The following is a 22,282-nucleotide window of genomic DNA, read 5'->3' as shown; positions in this document are numbered from 1 at the left end:
TCGAACCGTTGTAGAATGCGCGGCCCTGTGTCTGTCCGGAATCATTAATGGATCGCCCGCGTTTTCGAGCCGCTTTTTTTCACCCGCGCTACTGGTTGCTCTGGTTGGGGCTGGGGCTGTTGTGGTTGATTGTCCAGTTGCCTTATGGCGCGCTGCTGTGGATCGGCCGTGTGCTGGGGGCGTTGATGTATCGGGTGGCCGGTGAGCGCCGGCGGATCGCCGCGCGCAACCTCGAGCTGTGTTTTCCGGAGAAGTCCGCCGCCGAGCGCAGCCGTCTGCTCAAGGAGAACTTCGCCTCCACCGGTATCGCCTTCTTCGAAATGGCCATGAGCTGGTGGTGGGCCAAGCCGCGCCTGGCGCGCCTGGCCCATATCGAGGGAATCGAGCATCTGAAGCAGGCCCAGCTCGAGGGCAAGGGCGTGATCCTCATGGCCCTGCATTTCACCACCCTGGAGATCGGTGCGGCCCTGCTCGGCCAGCAACACACCATCGACGGCATGTATCGCGAGCACAAGAACGCGCTGTTCGATTTTATCCAGCGCCGTGGGCGTGAGCGGCACAACCTCGATTCCCTGGCCGTCGAGCGCGACGACGTGCGCGGCATGCTCAAGTTGCTGCGCTCCGGCCGGGCGATCTGGTACGCCCCCGACCAGGACTATGGCATCAAGCAGAGCATCTTCGTACCACTGTTCGGCATCCAGGCGGCGACCGTCACCGCGACCAGCAAGTTTGCCCGCCTGGGCAAGGCGCTGGTGGTGCCATTTACCCAGGAGCGCCTGGCCGATGGCAGCGGCTATCGGCTGGTGATCCATCCGCCGCTGGCGGATTTCCCCGCCGACTCCGAAGAGGCCGATTGCCTGCGCATCAACCGCTGGGTCGAAGTGTCGTTGCGCGAATGCCCCGAGCAGTACCTGTGGACCCATCGCCGCTTCAAGAGCCGGCCGCCGGGAGAGCCCAGGCTCTACGATAAAAAACGCCGCTAAACCGTCGCCTGCCCTTGCTGCAAGGGAAGGCCCTGGTGTATCAGGTAGCTCATGATGACGAGCTACCTGATTGACGGAGTGTCGCGATGAGTCCAGCTGAACCGGTTACCGGCCTGATTCTCTCGGGTGGGGGCGCACGAGCCGCGTATCAGGTGGGAGTGCTGGCGGCGATTGCCGAGCTGTTGCCGGCCGGGGCGGCCAACCCGTTTCCGGTGATCGTCGGCACGTCGGCGGGGGCGATCAATGCGGTCAGCCTCGCCAGCGGGGCGATGAACTTCACTGCCGCCATCGAGCGCCTGACCGCCTTCTGGCAGAACTTTCGCAGTCACCGGGTATTGCGCAGCGACTGGCCAGGGGTGATCCACCAGGCGACCCGTTTTGTCGGCCACAGCCTGCTCGGCCTCGGTGCGCAAGTGCCGGTGGCCCTGCTCAACAGCTCTCCACTGCGCGATCTGCTCAACGAAAAGATCCATCTGCCGGGCATCGAGCAGGCCATCGAGCACCAGCAATTGCGTGCCGTCGCGGTGACCGCCTTTGGTTATGAGTCGGGCCAGGCGGTGACCTTCTACCAGGGCAAGGGCACCATCGACTCCTGGTTGCGCCATCGCCGCATCGGCCTGCCGACCCAGTTGACCGTCGATCATCTGCTGGCCAGCTCGGCCATTCCATTGCTGTTCGCACCGGTCAAGCTCGACCAGGAGTATTTCGGCGACGGCGCCGTGCGGCAGTCGGCGCCGATCAGTCCGGCACTGCACCTGGGGGCCAGCCGTGTGCTGGTGGTCGGGGTCAGCGGCAACCCGCGCGGGGTCGATACCCAGGCCACCACCGAACGCATCTATGGCGGGCAGCAGCCGAGCCTGGCGCAGATCGGCGGGCATATGCTCAACAGCACCTTTATTGACAGCCTGGAAAGCGACATCGAGTTGTTGCAGCGACTGAACCAGTTCAGTCAGTTGCTGCCGCCGCAACCGCGCAGCCTGGGCCTGGCACCGGTGGACGTGCTGGTGATCGCGCCGAGCCAGCCGATCGATGAGATCGCCGCGCGCCATCGCCATGAGCTGCCGCCGGCGTTGCGCCTGTTCCTGCGCGGGCCGGGCGCCACCAAGACCAGTGGTGCCGGCGTGCTCAGCTACCTGTTGTTCGAGGCCGGTTACTGCAGCGAGTTGATCGAGCTCGGCCGCCGCGATGCGATGGCCAAGCGGGACGAGCTGTGTCGCTTCCTCGGCCTGCCCCAGGCTTCGGTGATGTTACAGACAGCTTCCGCACTGTAGGCGCTGGCTTGTCGGCGATAGCGTCTACAACATCACTGCAAGGGCCTCATCGCCGGCAAGCCGGCTTCTACAGCAGGTGCTCCGACAGGTAGCGGGCGACCGACTCCTCGGTGCAGGCACCGATGGTTTCGTGTTCCGGCAGGGCCTGCATCACCTTGTGATGGGCGGTGCCCATGATCAGGCCCTTGCCGGCCATCGTGAGCATTTCGACATCGTTCATGCCGTCGCCGAAGGCGATGCATTGGCTCATGGGCACATCGAGGAATTCGGCGAGCTTTTTCAGGGCGTTGCCCTTGGACACGGTGCTGGCCATCATTTCCAGGCACCAGGGCGCCGAAAAGGTGCTGTGCACCGCGTCGCCCACCAGGGCCTTGAGTCGTCCGTCGAGCAGCACCAGCGCGTCGTGGTCCTTGTTCCTGTGGATAAAGAACACTTTCTCGATCGCCTCGACCGGAAACGCATCGACAGCCAGGACCGTGGGCTGGAAGTCATCGTTATGGTTGAAGTCCTCGAGCAACTGGCTGTCGGCGTTGGTGATCCAGCGCGAGTCGCAGTAGGCGTTGATCACCAGGTCCGGGTCGGCCCTGGTCGCGTCGAGCAATGCCCGGACCACGGGTTCCGCCAGGTGCTCGCTGGCCGTCAGGTTCTTGCAGGCGCTGGTGATGCGGGCGCCGTTGGAAGTGATCAGGTGCACCGGCAGCGAGTAGTCGCGCAGGATCGACTCGACGTCGGGTTGGCTGCGACCGGTGGCGATCACCACGTGCCTGCCGGATTCGACGAGCCGGGTCAGGACCGACCGGGAAAACTCGCCGATGCGGTCGTCCGCAAGCAGCAGGGTTCCGTCCAGATCGGAGGCGATGAGGCTGTACATGGTGGTGTCCTTGACCGTGGGGAGTAGCAGGAGTCTGCCCGGCAGGACGGTAGAGATCAATTGTGTCGTTCGGTTGACAGCGACCCGCCCCGGACGGAGCGGGCCGCTGTCCGGGGCGGGGCGATTACTCGGCGATCTGCAGCTTGCGCGCCTCGGTATACACGTAGCGCACCTTCTCGTATTCGAACGGCGAGTTCAGCTGGCCGTAGCGGAAACTGGTGGTGTAGCGCTTGTCGATGGCCCGCAGGGCGTAGATTTCCGGATGGTTTTCGCTGACCTCGGCGACGTTGAGGAAGTTGATCTGGGATTCGGCGGTGAAGTCGAAGACCAGGCCGCCGGTATCACGCAGGTTCGACGGGCCGAAGAACGGCAGCACCAGGTAGGCACCGCCCGGCACGCCATAGAAGCCCAGGGTCTGGCCGAAGTCTTCGCTCTGGCGCGGCAGGCCCATCTTCGTCGCCGGATCCCACAGGCCGGCGACGCCGATGGTGGTGTTGAGCAGCAGCCGCCCGGTGGTTTCCAGCGAGCGCTTGCCCTTGAGCTGGAACAGGCTGTTGAGCAGGTTGGAAATATCCCCCAGGTTGCCGAAGAAATTGCTCACCCCTTCGCGCAGGAAGGTCGGCGTGACATAGCGGTAACCGTCGACCACCGGCAGGAACACCCACTCGTCGAAGCGGTAGTTGAAGTGGTAGACGCGGCGGTTCCAGGACTCCAGCGGGTCGTAGACGTTCAGCGCGTTGAGCGTCGAGCGTTCGAATTCGCGCTGGTCCAGGCCCGGGTTGAACTTGAGTTTCTTCAACGGCTCGGTGAAGCCATCCGGGTCGGGTGCCACGGTGTCGTGGGCCTTGCTGTTGTCCGCCTGGGCGTAGCCTGCGCAGAGCAGGGCAGCGATAAGCATCAGATGTTTAGCCACGGAAAAACTCCAGCATGGCGTCTGCGTTGACGCGGTAATTGAGGTTGCCGCAGTGGCCGCCGTGAGGGTAGACGGTCAGGCGGTCGCCAAAGGTGCTGCGCAGGAAGCCCAGGTCGCCCGGACCGAGGATGACGTCGTCGGCGTTGTGCATGACGGCGATTTTCGGGCTGTCATGCAGGTAGTCCTTGAGGGCATAGAGGCTGACCTGGTCCACCAGTTGCAGCAAGCTGCCGCCGTCGGTACGGGCGCGCCACATCGGAATCACCTGTTCGGTCAGGTAGCAGTCGAAGTCGCATTGCAGGGCACGCTTGAGCATGGGCGTCAGGCTGGTGCCCTCGGTGATCGGGTACTTGGGCGGGGTGATCAGGCCGCGGCGGTTGATCAGGTCCGAGGTAAAGGCGATGTCCGCGGCCGAGAACCGGAAGGACGTGCCGATCAGCATGGCCATCTGTTCGTTGGTCAGGTGCTGCCTGGACTGCTGGAAGTCGTAGAGCAGGGCGTCGTTGAGGTCGATATAGCCTTTCTGTTGGAAGTAGCGGGTCAGCTTGGCCAGGACCAGTTCATAGAAAGTCGTGGTGTTGTTGATGCCCTTGACCTCGGTCTGGACCAGCTTGTCGAGGTTGGTGATCGAGGTATAGAGGTTGACCGGCGGATTGAGCAGCAGGACTTTCTTGAAGTTGAAGCTGCGGCGGGTCTCGTCCAGCTTGCTGACAAAGGCCGCATCCAGGGCGCCGAGGCTGTAGCCGGTGAGGTAGAAGTCGGTCACCGGCAGTTTCGGGTTCTGCGCCCGTACCGCCTGCATCACCCGGTACATGTCTTCGGCGTCTTCCTTGCTCACCCCGGGCGTGGCGAAGCGCGAGGCGGCGCTCATGAAGTCGAAGCTGGTGGGCGACGACAGCTGGACGACGTGGTAGCCGGCCTTGTAATAGAGCTTTTTCAGGTACTCGTTGATGCTGCTGTCATAGCGTGCGCCGGTGCCGGCGATCAGGAAGATCAGCGGCGCGGCGTGGTCCTGCCGGGCGATGCGGTAGGTGAGCTTCTTGACCGCCCAGAAGTTGTCCGGGAGGGTGAACTCGCGTTCCGGTCGCAGTTTCAACTGGTAGTCGGACTGGTCGATGTCCTCGTTGCTGGGCAGTTGCGGGCGCAGTTCCGGCGGGGTCGTGGCGATGGTCGCTTCGAACGGGTTGGTCAACGGATAGCCATAGCTGGCGGCGTCGACATCGACCGCCAGCGCGGACGCACTCAAAATGAGGCCGCCGATGAAAGCAGCGAGGCGCAGAGAACGGAGCATGACTACATCCCTTTAAAGGAGAATGCTGAATGGGGGTCGCAGGCTATGACCACTACGCTAGTGCCGAAGTGCCATGTCCCATTGCATAAATAATGCAATCGGCGTGTATTCATTCAGACCATAGCCTACAGACGATACACTTTGCCTCATTTTGCTGACCAGCCAGGCGTTGTTTACGCTTGCATGCGCCGTCTTGGCGATTATGCTGGGCGCCGTTTTCGCCTATCGGAGTTGTTCATGTCCCGCCGTCTGCCGCTGATCCTGCTGTTTATCGTCCTGCCCCTGTGGCTGGCTGCCAGTTACGGCGTGCGCTACGGGTTGATGGAGGACGGGCAGTGGGTCGGTATCTGCGTCGATGAGGCGCTGCGCTGGGAGTGCCAGGCGCGTTCGAACCTGGGCTGGCTGATTCATTTCAAGGTGCTGGGCTGGGCTGCCCTGGGCGCGGCGGTGCTGGCGTTCCTGGTGCCGGGGCGTGCCGGTCGGGTGCTGGCGGTGCTGGCACTGCTGGTCGGTTTTCCGGCGCTGGCGTTGTACAACACCAGCCTGGCGGTATTTGCGGTGGTGATTGGCGGGTTGCGCCTGGTCAGGTCGGCCTGAGCGCAGGTCTCGACCTGTAGGGGGCGGCCTGCTGGCGATTGTGGTGTGTCAGGCAACAAGGTAGTTGACTGCGACATCGCAATCGCCAGCAAGCCGGCTCCCGCAGATCAGGGGCGCACGCGCAGGCTGCGCCATAGCGCGGCGACCATCAGTACGCTGACCGCCGCCCAGCCCCAGGCCTGCGGGTTTTCCAGGCCTTCGCGATACAGTTGCGGGGCGATCCCGGCGCCGATGATAAAGGCCAGTAGGGCGGTTTCCCCGCGCGGGGCGCGGACCGGGCGAACCAGGAAGGCCAGCGCCGGCAACAGCAGCGCCGCACTCGGGAAGCTGCGATAGCGCGGGTCCAGGACCAGTTCCAGCATCATTACCGCGCCGGCGAACCCGGCGCTCGCCAGCAGCCAGCCGGCACGTCGCTCCAGCCATTCGAAGGCGCCCGCGCGCCAGCCGGCCCGGCTGCCCAGGGCCAGGGTGGCGTGGCTCAGCACCAGCAGGTTCAGGCCCAGCAGCAAGGCTGCCCAGATCCATTCGCTGGCAAAGCGGCTGGTCACCCGCACCAATTCACCCCAGGCGCCGATGGAACAGGCGGCCAGTGCGCCGAGCAGCGGCAGGACCAGGGCGGCCCGGGTACTGCGCACGCGCCCACCGATGAGCAGGGTGCCGAGCAGGACCAGGCCACCAAACACCAGCCACTGCGGCCAGTACGGCAGGTTCGATACCGGCCCGGCGAGGATGCCCTTGTCCTGGCGGTCGGCGTCGAACAGTCCCCAGTAGCCGCCGACCGCACCTTCGCTGCCGCGCTTCCAGGGCTGGTCGAAGGCTTCGATCAGGTTGTAGTGCCAACCGTTCTGTTCGGCCAGGGTGACAAAGCCGCGAATGAAACGGGCTTCGTTGACCCGGCTCGGCAGCGCGGTTTCGCGCTGGCGCCCTTCGCTCGGCCAGCCGGTTTCACCGATCAGGATATCCTTGGGCGCGAAGCGGTTGCCGAAGGTCTGGCGAATCTGCGCCACATGATCGATGGCCGCGTCGATTCCCGCCGGATCGTCTTCCCAGTAGGGCAGCAGGTGAATGGTCAGGAAGTCCACCGCCGGCGCGACGTCCGGGTGGCTGAGCCAGAATTCCCAGACGTCGGCATAGGTCACCGGCTGTTTCACATGCGCCTTGACCTTGTGGATCAGCCTGACCAGCTGTGGCGCCGTGACTTCCTTGCGCAGCAGGGCTTCGTTGCCGACGATCACCGCGGTGACCACGTCGGCGTTGGCGTTGGCCGAGGCGATCAGGGCATCGACTTCCTTTTCCGTGTCCACCGGGTTGCTGTTGACCCAGGCGCCGATCATCAGCTTCAGGCCGTGCTTGCGCGCCAGCTCCGGCAGGGCCTCCAGGCCGGTCATGGAGTAGGTGCGAATGCACTCGAAGCGGGTCGCCAGCAGGGCCAGGTCGGCATCCATGCGCTCCGGGCGCGGCTTGAACGGCTGGTCGAAGGGCGATTGATCCTTGTCGAACGGTGTGTAGGACGCGCATTGCAGCTTGTGCGTCGGGGTCGCGGCATCCGGCAGGATCACCGGCTGGCCGAGGCCGTACCAGAAACCACAGAGGGCGAAAATGCCCAGCAGGCAGGCGAACAGATAGGGCAGGAGCGGGAAGCGGGCGGTGGCGGGCATGGTCAGGCCGTCTGGGAACAAAGCCGCGCATATTACCCGGAATTACCCGGGCCTTGGGCCTGTGCAGTATTTTGTCATGCAAAGTTCGGGCGCAATAAATGTGGGACTTTTCCGAAGCGTTGATTGCTGGCGTTCTGATGTCGTTTCTCGCTGCCTTGAGGTCGCTGCCAGAGCAGGTCGATTGGCGGGTCGGGTTGATGATCAGGGCGTCAGTACTCCGCTGATGATCGAACGGGTTTGGCCGTGAGGCGTGAAGGGGGCGCCGTGCACCATAACTATACGTTGATGCCGCTCGACAGCCGTCGGGCGCAGCACTTTCGGGGAAGTAACGATGAAGATGCGACGACTCTTAGGCGCAGGTGCCGCTCTGGTGCTTGCGGTCAGCTCCAACCTGGCCAGTGCCGATGCCAAGACCGTGACCATTGGTTACGTCGATGGCTGGTCCGATAGCGTTGCCACCACCAACGTGGCGGCTGAAGTGATCAAGCAGAAGTTGGGTTACGACGTGAAGTTGCAGGCTGTCGCCACCGGGATCATGTGGCAGGGCGTCGCCACCGGCAAGCTCGATGCGATGCTGTCGGCCTGGCTGCCGGTCACCCATGGCGAGTACTGGGCCAAGAACAAGGACAAGGTGGTCGACTACGGCCCCAACTTCAAGGACGCCAAGATCGGGCTGATCGTGCCGGAGTACGTCAAGGCCAAATCCATCGCCGACCTCAAGGACGATACGACCTTCAAGAACAAGATCGTCGGTATCGATGCCGGCTCGGGTGTGATGCTCAAGACCGACCAGGCCATCAAGGACTACGGCCTCGACGCCTACAAGCTGCAAGCCAGCTCGGGCGCGGCGATGATCGCCGAACTGACCCGTGCCGAAGAGAAGAACGAATCCATCGCCGTGACCGGCTGGGTACCGCACTGGATGTTCGCCAAGTGGAAACTGCGTTTCCTCGACGATCCGAAGGGCGTGTACGGCGCGGCTGAAACCGTGAACAGCATCGGCAGCAAGGGCCTGGACAAGAAAGCGCCGGAAGTGGCGGCTTTCCTGAAAAAATTCCAGTGGGCCTCGAAAGACGAAATCGGCGAAGTCATGCTGGCGATCCAGGACGGTGCCAAGCCTGAAGTGGCGGCCAAGGACTGGGTTGCCAAGCACCCCGACCGCGTCGCCGAGTGGACCAAATAATACCCCGAAGGCTCTAGACCGCTGTATCGAAGGCCGCCCGGCAGTCCTGCCCGGCGGCCTTCGTGTTTCCGTTTGTTGAAGATTTGCCTCGCAGCCTGCCGTCGCCCCGAATCTGGACTAGTGTCGTTCTAATACTAAGGTCGTCTGGTTTCGCTTCCACAGCCGCCTAAAGTGAAAAATGTTTCATCTCATCTGTGCTGCGAGGATAAAAACAATGAACGACAGCATTTACCTCTCGATTCAGAACAGCCCGCGTTTCAAGGAGCTGGTCAGAAAAAGGGAACGATTCGCCTGGATTCTTTCGGCGATCATGCTTGGGTTGTATTCGGGCTTCATTCTTCTGATTGCGTACGGGCCACAGGTGCTGGGCGCCAAGCTCAGTCCCACGTCTTCCGTTACCTGGGGGATACCGATTGGTGTCGGGCTGATTGTTTCGGCCTTTATTCTCACGGCAATCTACGTGCGTCGCGCCAATGGCGAATTCGACGACCTGAACAATGCGATTCTCAAGGAGGCTCAGCAATGATCCGGCGTCTTCTAGCTGCCTTGGGCGTCATGGCCTTCGCTCCCACCCTGTGGGCCGCCGATGCGTTGGCCGGCGAAGTGCACAAGCAACCCCTCAACGTCTCGGCGATCGTGATGTTCATCGCGTTTGTCGGTGCCACCCTGTGCATCACCTACTGGGCCTCCAAGCGCAACAAGTCGGCTGCCGACTATTATGCGGCGGGCGGCAAGATCACCGGTTTCCAGAACGGCCTGGCGATTGCCGGCGACTACATGTCGGCGGCGTCCTTCCTGGGGATTTCCGCGCTGGTGTTCACCTCCGGCTACGATGGCCTGATCTACTCCATCGGCTTCCTGGTGGGCTGGCCGATCATCCTGTTCCTGATCGCCGAGCGCCTGCGCAACCTGGGCAAGTACACCTTTGCCGACGTGGCGTCCTACCGCCTCGGGCAAACCCAGATCCGTTCGCTGTCGGCCTGCGGTTCGCTGGTGGTGGTGGCGTTCTACCTGATCGCGCAGATGGTCGGTGCCGGCAAGCTGATCCAGCTGCTGTTCGGCCTCGACTACTATGTGGCGGTGATCCTGGTAGGCATCCTGATGTGCCTCTATGTGTTGTTCGGCGGCATGCTGGCCACCACCTGGGTACAGATCATCAAGGCGGTGCTGCTGCTGTCGGGTGCCTCGTTCATGGCGCTGATGGTGATGAAGCACGTCAACTTCGACTTCAACACGCTGTTCTCCGAAGCGATCAAGGTTCACCCCAAGGGTGAGGCGATCATGAGCCCGGGCGGCCTGGTGAAAGATCCGATCTCGGCGTTCTCCCTCGGCCTGGCGCTGATGTTCGGTACCGCTGGCCTGCCGCATATCCTGATGCGCTTCTTCACCGTGAGCGACGCCAAGGAAGCGCGCAAGAGCGTGCTGTATGCCACCGGTTTCATCGGCTACTTCTACATCCTGACCTTTATCATCGGCTTTGGCGCGATCCTGCTGGTCAGCACCAATCCGGCGTTCAAGGATGCCGCGGGTGCCTTGCTGGGCGGTAACAACATGGCGGCGGTACACCTGGCCAACGCGGTGGGTGGCAGCGTCTTCCTCGGCTTCATCTCGGCGGTGGCGTTCGCGACCATCCTCGCGGTAGTGGCGGGTCTGACCCTGGCCGGCGCTTCGGCGGTGTCCCATGACCTGTATGCCAGCGTGATCAAGAAGGGCAAGGCCAACGAGAAGGATGAGATCCGGGTGTCGAAGATCACCACCATCGCCCTTGGCGTGCTGGCGATCGGCCTGGGCATTCTCTTCGAAAGCCAGAACATCGCGTTCATGGTCGGCCTGGCGTTCTCCATTGCCGCCAGTTGCAACTTCCCGGTGCTGCTGCTCTCCATGTACTGGAAGAAGCTGACCACCCGTGGCGCCATGATCGGCGGCTGGATGGGCCTGGTCAGCGCGGTGGGCCTGATGATCCTCGGCCCGACCATCTGGGTGCAGATCATGCATCACGAGAAGGCTATCTTCCCGTATGAGTACCCGGCGCTGTTCTCGATGATCATTGCGTTTGTCGGGATCTGGTTCTTCTCCATCACCGACAAGTCGGCTGCAGCCGAGAACGAGCGGGCGCTGTTCTTCCCGCAGTTCGTGCGTTCGCAGACTGGTCTGGGGGCGAGTGGGGCGGTTTCCCACTGAGGGAGTACCGGCTTCCCTATATAAGTTGTGCCGAAACGAAAAGCCCCGGTCGAGAGACCGGGGCTTTTTTATGGGGGCGCAGGTGGCGGCCTTGAATCTCGTGCTGCCTGTCAGGGCCTCTTCGCGGGCAAGCCCGCTCCCACGGTTGGGTGTCGACCACAAGCCGGTGTAAGACACGAACCTGTAGGAGCCGGCTTGCTGGCGATGGGAGTACCGGGGTGGATCAGGTACGCCGCGTTACCGTTCATCGCGGGCAAGCCCTGCTCCCACGGGGCGGTGGCACACCTTGTGGGAGCGGGCTTGCCCGCGAAGGCGGCAGTGTGGGCGCCAGGAGTGTCCGCGGGCAGAAACGAACAGGGCCTCCAGATGGAGGCCCTGTCGGGTGCAGTCAAGGAGCTACCGTGAGGCAGACCTTACTTGCGGTCTTCCAGCTTGGTGATGTCACGTGACTCGTAGCCGGTGTACAGCTGGCGTGGACGGCCGATCTTGTACGGGCTGGAGAGCATTTCCTTCCAGTGGGAGATCCAGCCGACGGTCCGCGCCAGGGCGAAGATCACGGTGAACATGCTGGTTGGAATGCCGATCGCCTTGAGGATGATCCCCGAGTAGAAGTCGACGTTCGGGTACAGCGAGCGCTCGATGAAGTACGGATCGGTCAGGGCGATCTCTTCGAGGCGCATGGCCAGTTCCAGCTGAGGATCGTTGTTGATGCCCAGTTCCTTGAGGACTTCGTCGCAGGTCTGCTTCATCACGGTGGCACGTGGGTCGCGGTTCTTGTAGACCCGGTGACCGAAGCCCATCAGCTTGAACGGATCGTTCTTGTCCTTGGCCTTGGCGATGAACTTGTCGATGTTCGAGACATCGCCGATTTCATCGAGCATGGTCAGTACCGCTTCGTTCGCACCGCCGTGGGCAGGGCCCCACAGTGCGGCGATACCGGCGGCGATACAGGCGAACGGGTTGGCACCCGAGGAGCCCGCCAGACGAACGGTGGAGGTCGATGCGTTCTGCTCGTGGTCGGCATGGAGGATGAAGATCCGGTCCATGGCCTTGGCGAGCACCGGGCTGATCGGTTTGATCTCGCACGGAGTGTTGAACATCATGTGCAGGAAGTTTTCCGCGTACGACAGGTCGTTGCGCGGGTACATCATGGGTTGACCCATGGAGTACTTGTAAACCATCGCTGCCAGGGTCGGCATCTTGGCCACCAGGCGGACCGCGGAAATTTCGCGGTGCTGGGGGTTATTGATGTCCAGGGAGTCGTGGTAGAAGGCCGACAGGGCGCCGACCACGCCGCACATGACGGCCATCGGGTGGGCGTCGCGACGGAAGCCGTTGAAGAAAGTCTTCAACTGCTCGTGCACCATGGTGTGGTTCTTCACGGTGCTGACGAACTTGGCTTTCTGCTCTGCGGTCGGCAGTTCGCCGTTGAGCAGCAGGTAGCAGGTTTCCAGGTAGTCCGATTTCTCGGCAAGTTGCTCGATCGGGTAGCCGCGATGCAGCAAAATGCCGTTATCGCCGTCGATATAGGTGATTTTCGACTCGCAGGACGCAGTCGACATGAAGCCAGGGTCGAACGTGAACCGGCCCGTGGCCGTCAGGCCCCGCACGTCGATTACATCGGGACCAACGGTGCCGGTTAAAATGGGCAGCTCGACGGGGGCTGCGCCCTCGATGATCAACTGCGCTTTTTTGTCAGCCATGTGGCCTCCTATTTATGCTTGAAATCATCAGACAGGCCCCCCACGCAGGGCCCGCACCACTATAGTGAGATAAATTCGAAAGTCAATTTGCCAAAAGTCATGCGCCAGAGGGCTTTGAGCGCTATTTTTCCTCGAAATTGACGGCTATTTACGCCTTTTATCCCACTAACGCAATGCACCATTAGGGGTAGTCCTTTGCGTTGTCATTAGTAGCCTAACTGTCTATACTCGGCGTCCGACCGCCAGGGGCTTTTGGGCCTGTTTTCATTGGGGGTCGTCACTCCCTGGGTGGTGGGTACCTGACCAGTGCACTTGCCCAACAACTTTGCCCTGATTGTTAGGGGCTCTTCAGTGTGAAAAAAGCCGTGAAAAGCCAACGACCTGTAAACCTAGACCTAAGGACCATCAAACTCCCAGTCACTGCTTACACGTCCATTCTTCACCGTATCTCCGGTGTCATCCTCTTTGTCAGCCTGGCCATCATGCTCTACGCATTGGACAAGTCGCTGAGCTCCGAGGAAGGCTTCGGTCAGGTGAAAGCGTGTCTGACCAGTCCGCTAGCCAAGCTAGTGATTTGGGGCATCCTGTCCGCCTTGCTGTATCACCTGGTTGCCGGCGTGCGCCATCTGATCATGGACATGGGCATCGGTGAGACGCTGGAAGGCGGCAAGCTGGGCTCGAAAATCGTTATCGCCGTTTCCGTGGTGGTAATCGTTCTGGCAGGAGTCTGGATATGGTAACTAACGTCACGAACCTCTCGCGTTCGGGCCTCTATGACTGGATGGCACAGCGCGTGTCGGCGGTCGTTCTCGCGGCTTATTTCCTGTTCCTGATCGGATACATCATTGCGAACCCAGGCCTGGGCTATGCCCAGTGGCATGAGCTGTTCTCTCACGGCTGGATGCGCATCTTCAGTCTGCTGGCCCTGGTGGCCCTGGGCGCTCACGCCTGGGTCGGCATGTGGACCATCGCGACCGACTACCTGACGCCGATGGCGTTCGGCAAGTCCGCGACTGTAGTGCGTTTCCTTTTCCAGGTGGTATGCGGCGTTGCGATGTTCGCGTACTTCGTCTGGGGTGTGCAGATTCTCTGGGGTATCTGATTCATGGCTAACATTCCAACGATTTCTTTCGACGCCATCATCATCGGCGGCGGCGGCGCGGGTATGCGTGCCGCCCTGCAGCTGGCTCAGGGCGGTCACAAGACGGCCGTGATCACCAAGGTGTTCCCGACCCGTTCGCACACCGTGTCCGCCCAGGGTGGCATCACCTGCGCCATCGCTTCGGCCGACCCGAACGACGACTGGCGCTGGCACATGTACGATACCGTCAAGGGTTCCGACTACATCGGTGACCAGGACGCTATCGAGTACATGTGTCAGGAAGGCCCGGCTGCGGTGTTCGAACTGGACCACATGGGCCTGCCGTTCTCCCGTACCGAATCCGGCCGCATCTACCAGCGTCCGTTCGGCGGCCAGTCCAAGGACTTCGGCAAGGGCGGCCAGGCGGCACGTACCTGCGCAGCCTCTGACCGTACCGGTCACGCGCTGCTGCACACCCTCTACCAGGGTAACCTGAAAGCCGGCACCACCTTCCTGAACGAGTACTACGCCGTTGACCTGGTGAAGAACCAGGACGGCGCGTTCGTCGGTGTGATCGCCATCTGCATCGAAACCGGTGAAACCTCCTACATCCGCTCGAAAGCCACCGTATTGGCCACCGGCGGTGCGGGGCGCATCTACGCTTCGACCACCAACGCCCTGATCAACACCGGTGACGGCGTCGGCATGGCCCTGCGTGCCGGCGTACCGGTACAAGACATCGAAATGTGGCAGTTCCACCCGACCGGCATCGCCGGCGCCGGCGTCCTGGTGACCGAAGGTTGCCGTGGTGAAGGTGGTTACCTGATCAACAAGCACGGCGAGCGTTTCATGGAGCGTTATGCTCCGAACGCGAAGGACCTGGCTGGTCGCGACGTGGTTGCCCGTTCGATGGTGAAGGAAATCATCGCCGGCAACGGTTGCGGTCCGAATGGCGACCATGTGATGCTCAAGCTCGACCACCTGGGCGAGGAAGTGCTGCACAGCCGTCTGCCAGGCATCTGCGAACTGTCGAAGACTTTCGCGCACGTCGACCCGGTTGTTGCCCCGGTTCCGGTCGTACCGACCTGCCACTATATGATGGGCGGCGTTGCCACCAACATTCATGGCCAGGCCATCACCCAGAACGCCGAAGGCGTGGACCAGATCATTCCTGGCCTGTTCGCGGTAGGTGAAGTGGCTTGCGTATCGGTTCACGGCGCCAACCGCCTGGGCGGCAACTCGCTGCTCGACCTGGTGGTCTTCGGCCGTGCGGCCGGCCTGCACCTGGAAAAAGCCCTGACCGACGGCATCGAATACGATGACGCCACCGACGCTGACATCGAAGCTGCCCTGGCGCGTCTGTCCGCCCTGAACGAGCGTACCGATGGCGAAGACGTGGCAACCCTGCGTCGCGAGCTGCAAAGCTGCATGCAGAACTACTTCGGTGTATTCCGTACTGGCGAATACATGCAGAAGGGTATCGCGCAACTGGCCGACCTGCGCAAGCGTATCGCCAACGTGAAGATCAACGATAAGTCGCAGGCGTTCAACACTGCCCGTATCGAAGCGCTGGAACTGCAAAACCTGCTGGAAGTGGCCGAAGCAACCGCTATCGCCGCCGAAGTGCGCAAAGAGTCCCGCGGTGCCCATGCCCGTGAAGACTTCGAAGATCGTGACGACGAAAACTGGCTGTGCCACACCCTGTACTTCCCGGGTGACAAGCGCGTCACCAAGCGAGCCGTGAACTTCTCGCCGAAGACCGTTCCGACTTTCGAACCTAAAGTCCGGACTTATTAAGGGTGACCGCCATGTTGCAAGTCGAAGTTTATCGTTACAACCCTGACACCGACTCAGCCCCGAAAACCCAGGTTTTCCAGGTCGATACCGGTGGCAAGGACCTGATGGTGCTGGACGTGCTGGCGCTGATCAAGGAGCAGGACGAAGGGTTCTCCTACCGTCGCTCCTGCCGTGAAGGCGTTTGCGGTTCCGACGGCATGAACATCAACGGCAAGAACGGCCTGGCGTGCATCACGCCGCTGTCCGCCGTGGTCAAGGGTAACAAGCTGGTTGTTCGTCCTCTGCCTGGTTTGCCGGTTATCCGTGACCTGGTCGTCGATATGAGCATCTTCTACAAGCAATACGAGAAGGTTAAGCCATTCCTGCAGAACGACACGCCGGCTCCGGCCATCGAGCGTCTGCAGTCCCCTGAAGAGCGTGAAAAGCTCGACGGCCTGTACGAGTGCATCCTGTGCGCTTGCTGCTCGACGTCCTGCCCGTCCTTCTGGTGGAACCCGGACAAGTTCCTGGGCCCGGCCGCCCTGCTGCAAGCCTACCGCTTCCTGGCAGACAGCCGCGACACCAAGACGACCGAGCGCCTGGCTTCGCTGGATGACCCGTTCAGCGTCTTCCGCTGCCGCGGGATCATGAACTGCGTCAACGTATGTCCGAAAGGCCTGAACCCGACTAAGGCCATCGGTCACATCCGTAACATGCTGCTGCAGAGCGGCGTGTGACTCAGCTGCTGTAACCCGGCTGTTGTAGAACCGGTGTTGTAAAGAGTGGCATCGCTGTACCCGTAGAGAGCTGCGGCGCAGGCTTCAACCCGCGCCGTGGTTTTAACCTGAGCGACGGCTCACAAAGCTGTGGCTCTTATTTTGAAGAAATGAGACCAGCAGGGGCATCCGGGCTGGTACCCGGACTATCAGCGTGATCCTAGGTGGCTTGTTCAGGTCGCGGCATTCGGACTTTTGCAAGCTTGCTCGGTGTTTTCGCCGGTGGTGTCCCCTAACCGAGGGTGACCAAGCATGCAAGAAAGCGTGATGCAGCGCATGTGGAACAGCGGCTATCTTTCAGGTGGTAACGCTGCCTATGTGGAAGAGCTTTATGAGCTCTACCTGCACGACCCTAACGCTGTGCCAGAAGAATGGCGCACCAAATTTCAGACGTTGCCCGCTGACGGCAACGCTGCCACCGATGTATCGCACTCGACAATCCGCGAGCATTTCGTGTTGCTGGCAAAGAACCAGCGCCGCGCCCAACCGGTATCTGCCGGCAGCGTGAGCAGTGAGCACGAGAAGAAGCAGGTTGAAGTGCTGCGATTGATCCAGGCCTATCGGATGCGTGGCCACCAGGCAGCCCAGCTTGACCCGCTGGGACTGTGGCAGCGTCCTGCACCTGCAGACCTGTCGATCAATCATTACGGCTTGACCAATGCCGATCTTGATACGATCTTCCGTGCCGGCGACCTGTTCATCGGCAAAGAGGAAGCGAGCCTACGCGAAATTCACGAAGCGTTGCAGCAGACATATTGCCGCACCATCGGCGCCGAGTTCACGCACATCGTCGATTCCGAGCAGCGCCACTGGTTCCAGCAGCGCCTGGAAAGCGTGCGCGGCCGTCCAACCTTCTCCGCCGATATCAAGAGCCACCTGCTCGAGCGCGTCACCGCCGCGGAAGGCCTGGAAAAATACCTGGGTACCAAATACCCGGGCACCAAGCGTTTCGGCCTGGAAGGTGGCGAGAGCCTGATTCCGATGCTGGACGAGATGATCCAGCGTTCCGGCTCCTACGGCACCAAGGAAATCGTTATCGGCATGGCCCACCGCGGCCGTCTCAACGTGCTGGTCAACACCTTCGGCAAGAACCCGCGCGAGTTGTTCGACGAGTTCGAAGGCAAGAAGAAGGTCGAGCTGGGTTCCGGTGACGTCAAGTACCACCAGGGCTTCTCGTCCAACGTGATGACCACCGGTGGCGAAGTTCACCTGGCCATGGCGTTCAACCCGTCCCACCTGGAAATCGTTTCCCCGGTGGTCGAGGGTTCGGTTCGTGCCCGCCAGGACCGTCGCAACGATGCGACCGGTGACAAGGTTCTGCCGATTTCCCTCCACGGTGACGCTGCGTTCGCAGGTCAGGGCGTGGTCATGGAAACCTTCCAGATGTCGCAGACCCGCGGCTTCAAGACGGGCGGCACGATCCACATCGTGATCAACAACCAGGTCGGTTTCACCATCAGCAACCCGCTGGACTCGCGTTCCACCGAGTACGCCACCGACGTCGCGAAGATGATCCAGGCGCCGATCCTCCATGTGAATGGTGATGATCCGGAAGCCGTGCTGTTCGTGACCCAGCTGGCTGTCGACTACCGCATGCAGTACAAGCGCGACGTGGTGATCGACCTGGTCTGCTACCGTCGTCGTGGTCACAACGAGGCTGACGAGCCAAGTGGCACCCAGCCGCTGATGTACCAGCAGATCACCAAGCAGCGCACCACCCGTGAGCTGTACGCCGAGCGCCTGGTTCAGGCCAAGGTGCTGGATGACGCGCGCGTGCAGGCGAAGGTCGACGAATACCGCAACGCCCTGGACAACGGTCTGCACGTGGTCAAGAGCCTGGTCAAGGAACCGAACAAGGAGTTGTTCGTCGACTGGCGCCCTTACCTGGGTCACGCGTGGACTGCACGTCACGATACCCGCTTCGATCTGAAGACCCTGCAGGAACTGTCCGCCAAGCTGCTGGAAATTCCGGAAGGCTTCGTGGTTCAGCGCCAGGTCGCGAAGATCTACGAAGATCGTCAGAAAATGCAGGCCGGCGGCTTGCCGATCAACTGGGGTTACGCCGAAACCATGGCGTACGCGACCCTGGCGTTCGAAGGCCACCCGATCCGCATGACCGGCCAGGACATCGGCCGTGGTACGTTCTCGCACCGTCATGCCGTGCTGCACAACCAGAAGGACGCGGGCACCTACATTCCGCTGCAGAACCTGTACGAGGGTCAGCCACGCTTCGACCTGTACGACTCGTTCCTGTCGGAAGAAGCGGTCCTGGCGTTCGAGTACGGTTACTCGACCACCACGCCGAATGCCCTGGTTATCTGGGAAGCCCAGTTCGGCGACTTCGCCAACGGTGCCCAGGTGGTTGTCGACCAGTTCATCACCAGTGGCGAGCACAAGTGGGGTCGTCTGTGCGGCCTGACCATGCTGCTGCCGCACGGTTATGAAGGTCAGGGTCCGGAGCACTCCTCGGCCCGTCTGGAGCGCTACCTGCAACTGTGCGCCGAGCACAACGTCCAGGTTTGCGTGCCGACCACCCCGGCTCAGATCTACCACCTGCTGCGTCGTCAGGTCATCCGTCCGCTGCGCAAGCCGCTGATCGTGCTGACACCGAAGTCGCTGCTGCGTCACAAGCTGGCGATCTCCACGCTGGAAGATCTGGCCGAAGGCTCGTTCCAGACCGTTATCCCGGAAATCGACGCCCAGGATCCGAAAAAGGTCCAGCGCCTGGTTCTGTGCAGCGGCAAGGTCTACTACGACCTGCTGGAAAAACGCCGTGCCGAAGAGCGTGACGATATCGCCATCGTGCGTATCGAGCAGTTGTACCCATTCCCTGAGGACGACCTGATCGAAGTCCTGGCTCCGTACAAGAACCTCAAACATATCGTTTGGTGTCAGGAAGAGCCGATGAACCAGGGTGCCTGGTACAGCAGCCAGCATCACATGCGTCGCATCATCAGCGGCCACGACAAGTCGCTCGCACTCGAGTACGCCGGTCGTGACGCTTCTGCTGCTCCTGCTTGTGGTTATGCATCGATGCACGCCGAGCAGCAGGAAAAACTGTTGCAAGATGCCTTTACTGTTTAACGCCTCGCGCACCTGAAACCGAATTTAAGGAACCACAGATAATGGCTATCGAGATCAAAGCCCCCCAATTTCCGGAATCGGTTGCCGATGGCACCGTTGCCACCTGGCACAAGCAGCCGGGCGATGCGGTCAAGCGCGACGACCTGATCGTCGACATCGAGACCGACAAGGTGGTACTGGAAGTCCTGGCTGAAGCCGACGGCGTTCTGGGCGCTATCGTTGCCAACGAAGGCGACACCGTTCTTTCCGCACAGGTACTGGGCTCCATCGAAGAGGGCGGTGCTGCCGCCGCTGCTCCGGCTGCCGCGCCTGCCGCCGCCCAAGCTGCTGCCCCGGCTGCCGCCGGTGGTGAAGACGATCCGGTTGCTGCTCCGGCCGCGCGCAAGCTGGCTGAAGAAAACGGCATCAACATCGCTTCCGTTGCCGGCACCGGCAAGGGTGGTCGTGTGACCAAGGAAGACGTGGTCGCTGCCGTCGCCGCGAAGAAAGCCGCTCCGGCTGCTGCTCCGGCCAAGGCTGCCGCCCCGGCTGCCGCTGCTCCTGTGTTCGCCGCCGGCGACCGCACCGAGAAGCGTGTACCGATGACCCGCGTACGTGCCACCGTGGCCAAGCGTCTGGTCGAAGCCCAGTCGAACATGGCGATGCTGACCACCTTCAACGAAGTCGACATGACCGAAGTCATGGCCCTGCGTTCGAAGTACAAGGACCTGTTCGAGAAGTCCCACAACGGCGTACGCCTGGGCTTCATGTCGTTCTTCGTGAAAGCGGCCACCGAGGCGCTGAAGCGCTTCCCGGCTGTCAACGCCTCGATCGACGGCGCGGACATCGTCTACCACGGCTACGCCGACGTCGGTGTCGCCGTTTCCAGCGACCGTGGCCTGGTGGTACCGGTACTGCGTAACGCCGAACTGATGAGCCTGGCCGAAATCGAAGGCGGCATCGCCACCTTCGGCAAGAAGGCCCGTGACGGCAAGCTGTCCATCGACGAAATGACCGGCGGTACGTTCACCATCACCAACGGTGGTACATTCGGCTCGATGATGTCGACCCCGATCGTCAACCCGCCACAAGCGGCGATCCTGGGTATGCACAACATCATCCAGCGTCCGATGGCAATCAACGGTCAGGTCGTGATCCGTCCGATGATGTACCTGGCTCTGTCCTACGATCACCGTTTGATCGACGGTAAAGAAGCTGTGACCTTCCTGGTTACCATCAAGAACCTGCTGGAAGACCCGGCTCGTTTGCTGCTGGATATCTGATTTTGCCCAAAGGGCAGGGCGCCTGGCGCCTTGCCCGCCGTGTAAATGACCAGCTTCGTCCCACGACGGTCGCCAAAAGCGGCCGTCCGGTTTGATTCGATAAGGAATGACACATGACTCAGAAATTCGACGTGGTAGTGATCGGCGCGGGTCCTGGCGGCTATGTAGCCGCCATCAAGGCCGCGCAACTTGGCCTCAAGACTGCCTGCATCGAGAAGTACCAGGACAAAGAGGGCAAGCTGGCCCTCGGCGGTACTTGCCTGAACGTGGGCTGCATTCCCTCCAAGGCGCTGCTGGACAGCTCCTGGAAGTACCACGAAGCCAAGGATGCCTTCGCCATCCACGGTATCACCACCGGTGACGTGAAGATGGACGTCCCGGCGATGGTCGGTCGCAAGGCCAACATCGTCAAGGGTCTGACCAGCGGTGTTGCCACCCTGTTCAAGGCCAACGGCGTGACTTCGATCGAAGGCCACGGCAAGCTGCTGGCCGGCAAGAAAGTCGAAGTGACCGGTCCGGATGGCGTTGTCCAGGTCATCGAAGCCGAGAACGTGATCCTGGCTCCAGGTTCGCGTCCGATCGACATCCCGCCTGCTCCGGTTGACCAGAAGGTGATCGTCGATTCGACCGGCGCCCTGGAATTCCAAGCCGTACCGAAGCGCCTTGGCGTGATCGGTGCTGGCGTGATCGGCCTGGAACTGGGTTCCGTCTGGTCCCGCCTGGGCGCTCAGGTGACTGTCCTGGAAGCCCTGGACACGTTCCTGCTGGCCGCTGACACCGCGGTGTCCAAGGAAGCGCTGAAAACCCTGACCAAACAAGGTCTGGACATCAAGCTGGGCGCTCGCGTGACCGGCTCCAAGGTCAACGGCGAAGAAGTGGTCGTGACCTATACCGACAAGGATGGCGAACAGACCATCACTTTCGACAAGCTGATCGTAGCCGTTGGTCGTCGTCCGGTGACCACCGACCTGCTGGCCGCCGACAGCGGCGTGACCCTCGACGAGCGTGGCTTCATCCACGTCGACGATCACTGTGCGACCACCGTTCCAGGCGTCTACGCCATCGGTGACGTGGTTCGCGGCATGATGCTGGCTCACAAGGCTTCGGAAGAAGGCATCATGGTCGTCGAGCGCATCAAGGGCCACAAGGCCCAGATGAACTACGACCTGATCCCGTCGGTTATCTACACACACCCGGAAATCGCGTGGGTCGGTAAAACCGAACAGGCCTTGAAAGCTGAAGGCGTTGAAGTTAACGTCGGCACCTTCCCGTTTGCCGCCAGTGGCCGTGCCATGGCAGCCAACGATACCGGTGGTTTCGTCAAGGTCATCGCTGATGCCAAGACCGACCGCGTCCTGGGCGTCCACGTGATTGGCCCAAGCGCGGCCGAGCTGGTACAGCAAGGCGCAATCGGTATGGAATTCGGCACCAGCGCCGAAGACCTGGGCATGATGGTCTTCTCCCATCCGACCCTGTCCGAAGCGTTGCACGAAGCGGCATTGGCAGTGAATGGCGGCGCCATCCACATTGCCAACAAGAAAAAACGCTAAGCGAATAATAAGAAACCACGGCGGATCGCCCGTCGTGAGCCTTGCGCGCAAGACTCACCGCGGAACATCCGCTGGACGCAGTCTTGCGTTGTTTCGCCGGGC

General features: G+C 61.6%; 18 protein-coding genes. 13 read left to right on the top strand and 5 right to left on the bottom strand.

Features of this window, described 5'->3' with window-relative positions:
- The first annotated feature begins 47 nt into the window (after positions 1-47).
- Entirely contained in the window at positions 48-983 is a 936-nt protein-coding gene (locus tag HX881_RS15320) for a lipid A biosynthesis lauroyl acyltransferase (RefSeq protein WP_177085275.1), read from the top strand.
- An 86-nt stretch (positions 984-1,069) separates the two neighbouring features.
- Positions 1,070-2,254 (top strand): patatin-like phospholipase family protein, encoded by a 1,185-nt coding sequence (locus HX881_RS15315; RefSeq protein ID WP_042936100.1) that lies wholly within the window; start codon positions 1,070-1,072, stop codon positions 2,252-2,254.
- Positions 2,255-2,321: 67 nt separating this feature from the next.
- On the opposite strand, the gene HX881_RS15310 is transcribed toward HX881_RS15315, so the two are convergent.
- The 3 genes from HX881_RS15310 to HX881_RS15300 form a co-directional block, all read right to left on the bottom strand.
- Entirely contained in the window at positions 2,322-3,125 is an 804-nt protein-coding gene (locus tag HX881_RS15310) for a Cof-type HAD-IIB family hydrolase (protein ID WP_017127823.1), read from the bottom strand.
- A gap of 124 nt (positions 3,126-3,249) precedes the next feature.
- Positions 3,250-4,038, bottom strand: coding sequence for an MlaA family lipoprotein (locus HX881_RS15305; protein ID WP_177085273.1), 789 nt, complete (start codon positions 4,036-4,038; stop codon positions 3,250-3,252).
- Positions 4,031-5,329, bottom strand: a complete 1,299-nt coding sequence (locus HX881_RS15300; protein ID WP_017127825.1) for a serine protein kinase PrkA — start codon at positions 5,327-5,329, stop codon at positions 4,031-4,033. The genes HX881_RS15305 and HX881_RS15300 overlap by 8 nt, the downstream gene beginning before the upstream one ends.
- 237 nt (positions 5,330-5,566) lie before the next feature.
- On the opposite strand from HX881_RS15300, the gene HX881_RS15295 reads away from it, so the two are divergent.
- Positions 5,567-5,926: a hypothetical protein gene (locus HX881_RS15295; protein ID WP_017127826.1), complete on the top strand. Its 360-nt coding sequence runs from the start codon at positions 5,567-5,569 to the stop codon at positions 5,924-5,926.
- A 107-nt stretch (positions 5,927-6,033) separates the two neighbouring features.
- On the opposite strand, the gene HX881_RS15290 is transcribed toward HX881_RS15295, so the two are convergent.
- Positions 6,034-7,584, bottom strand: a complete 1,551-nt coding sequence (locus HX881_RS15290; RefSeq protein ID WP_177085271.1) for a glycoside hydrolase family 17 protein — start codon at positions 7,582-7,584, stop codon at positions 6,034-6,036.
- 331 nt (positions 7,585-7,915) lie between these two features.
- Here HX881_RS15290 and HX881_RS15285 point away from each other — a divergent pair, with 331 nt between their 5' ends.
- The 3 genes from HX881_RS15285 to HX881_RS15275 all read left to right on the top strand — a co-directional run bounded on the left by HX881_RS15285 (position 7,916) and on the right by HX881_RS15275 (position 10,948).
- Positions 7,916-8,767, top strand: a complete 852-nt coding sequence (locus HX881_RS15285; RefSeq protein WP_042936103.1) for a glycine betaine ABC transporter substrate-binding protein — start codon at positions 7,916-7,918, stop codon at positions 8,765-8,767.
- A gap of 214 nt (positions 8,768-8,981) precedes the next feature.
- The gene (locus tag HX881_RS15280; protein WP_017127829.1) at positions 8,982-9,293 is read left to right on the top strand and encodes a DUF485 domain-containing protein; all 312 of its coding nucleotides are present in this window, start codon (positions 8,982-8,984) and stop codon (positions 9,291-9,293) included.
- Positions 9,290-10,948: a cation acetate symporter gene (locus HX881_RS15275; protein ID WP_042936106.1), complete on the top strand. Its 1,659-nt coding sequence runs from the start codon at positions 9,290-9,292 to the stop codon at positions 10,946-10,948. The genes HX881_RS15280 and HX881_RS15275 overlap by 4 nt, the downstream gene beginning before the upstream one ends.
- Positions 10,949-11,361: 413 nt before the next feature.
- On the opposite strand, the gene gltA is transcribed toward HX881_RS15275, so the two are convergent.
- Complete coding sequence (gene gltA, locus HX881_RS15270; RefSeq protein ID WP_017127964.1) at positions 11,362-12,651, bottom strand: citrate synthase; 1,290 nt, start codon at positions 12,649-12,651, stop codon at positions 11,362-11,364.
- 353 nt (positions 12,652-13,004) lie between these two features.
- On the opposite strand from gltA, the gene sdhC reads away from it, so the two are divergent.
- The 7 genes from sdhC to lpdA all read left to right on the top strand — a co-directional run bounded on the left by sdhC (position 13,005) and on the right by lpdA (position 22,180).
- A complete protein-coding gene (gene sdhC / locus HX881_RS15265; protein WP_177057650.1) occupies positions 13,005-13,391 on the top strand; it encodes a succinate dehydrogenase, cytochrome b556 subunit in 387 nt (128 codons plus the stop codon).
- Entirely contained in the window at positions 13,385-13,753 is a 369-nt protein-coding gene (gene sdhD / locus HX881_RS15260) for a succinate dehydrogenase, hydrophobic membrane anchor protein (protein WP_017127966.1), read from the top strand. Before sdhC ends, sdhD begins: the two co-directional genes overlap by 7 nt.
- A gap of 3 nt (positions 13,754-13,756) precedes the next feature.
- Complete coding sequence (gene sdhA, locus HX881_RS15255) at positions 13,757-15,529, top strand: succinate dehydrogenase flavoprotein subunit (protein ID WP_017127967.1); 1,773 nt, start codon at positions 13,757-13,759, stop codon at positions 15,527-15,529.
- 11 nt (positions 15,530-15,540) lie between these two features.
- Positions 15,541-16,245 carry a succinate dehydrogenase iron-sulfur subunit gene (locus HX881_RS15250; protein ID WP_177057648.1) on the top strand — a complete coding sequence of 235 codons (705 nt, stop codon included), beginning with the start codon at positions 15,541-15,543 and terminating at the stop codon, positions 16,243-16,245.
- Between the two features lie 291 nt (positions 16,246-16,536).
- Entirely contained in the window at positions 16,537-19,368 is a 2,832-nt protein-coding gene (locus HX881_RS15245; protein WP_177085269.1) for a 2-oxoglutarate dehydrogenase E1 component, read from the top strand.
- 41 nt (positions 19,369-19,409) lie between these two features.
- Positions 19,410-20,630, top strand: a complete 1,221-nt coding sequence (odhB, locus tag HX881_RS15240) for a 2-oxoglutarate dehydrogenase complex dihydrolipoyllysine-residue succinyltransferase (RefSeq protein ID WP_177085267.1) — start codon at positions 19,410-19,412, stop codon at positions 20,628-20,630.
- Positions 20,631-20,743: 113 nt separating this feature from the next.
- Positions 20,744-22,180 carry a dihydrolipoyl dehydrogenase gene (gene lpdA, locus HX881_RS15235; protein ID WP_177085265.1) on the top strand — a complete coding sequence of 479 codons (1,437 nt, stop codon included), beginning with the start codon at positions 20,744-20,746 and terminating at the stop codon, positions 22,178-22,180.
- The last annotated feature ends 102 nt before the right edge of the window (positions 22,181-22,282 follow it).

The sequence above is a fragment of the Pseudomonas gingeri genome (assembly GCF_013386115.1).
GTDB lineage: Bacteria > Pseudomonadota > Gammaproteobacteria > Pseudomonadales > Pseudomonadaceae > Aquipseudomonas > Aquipseudomonas gingeri.
The sequence above is the reverse complement of the archived record's forward strand: the minus strand, read 5'-3'. Positions and strand labels throughout refer to the sequence as shown.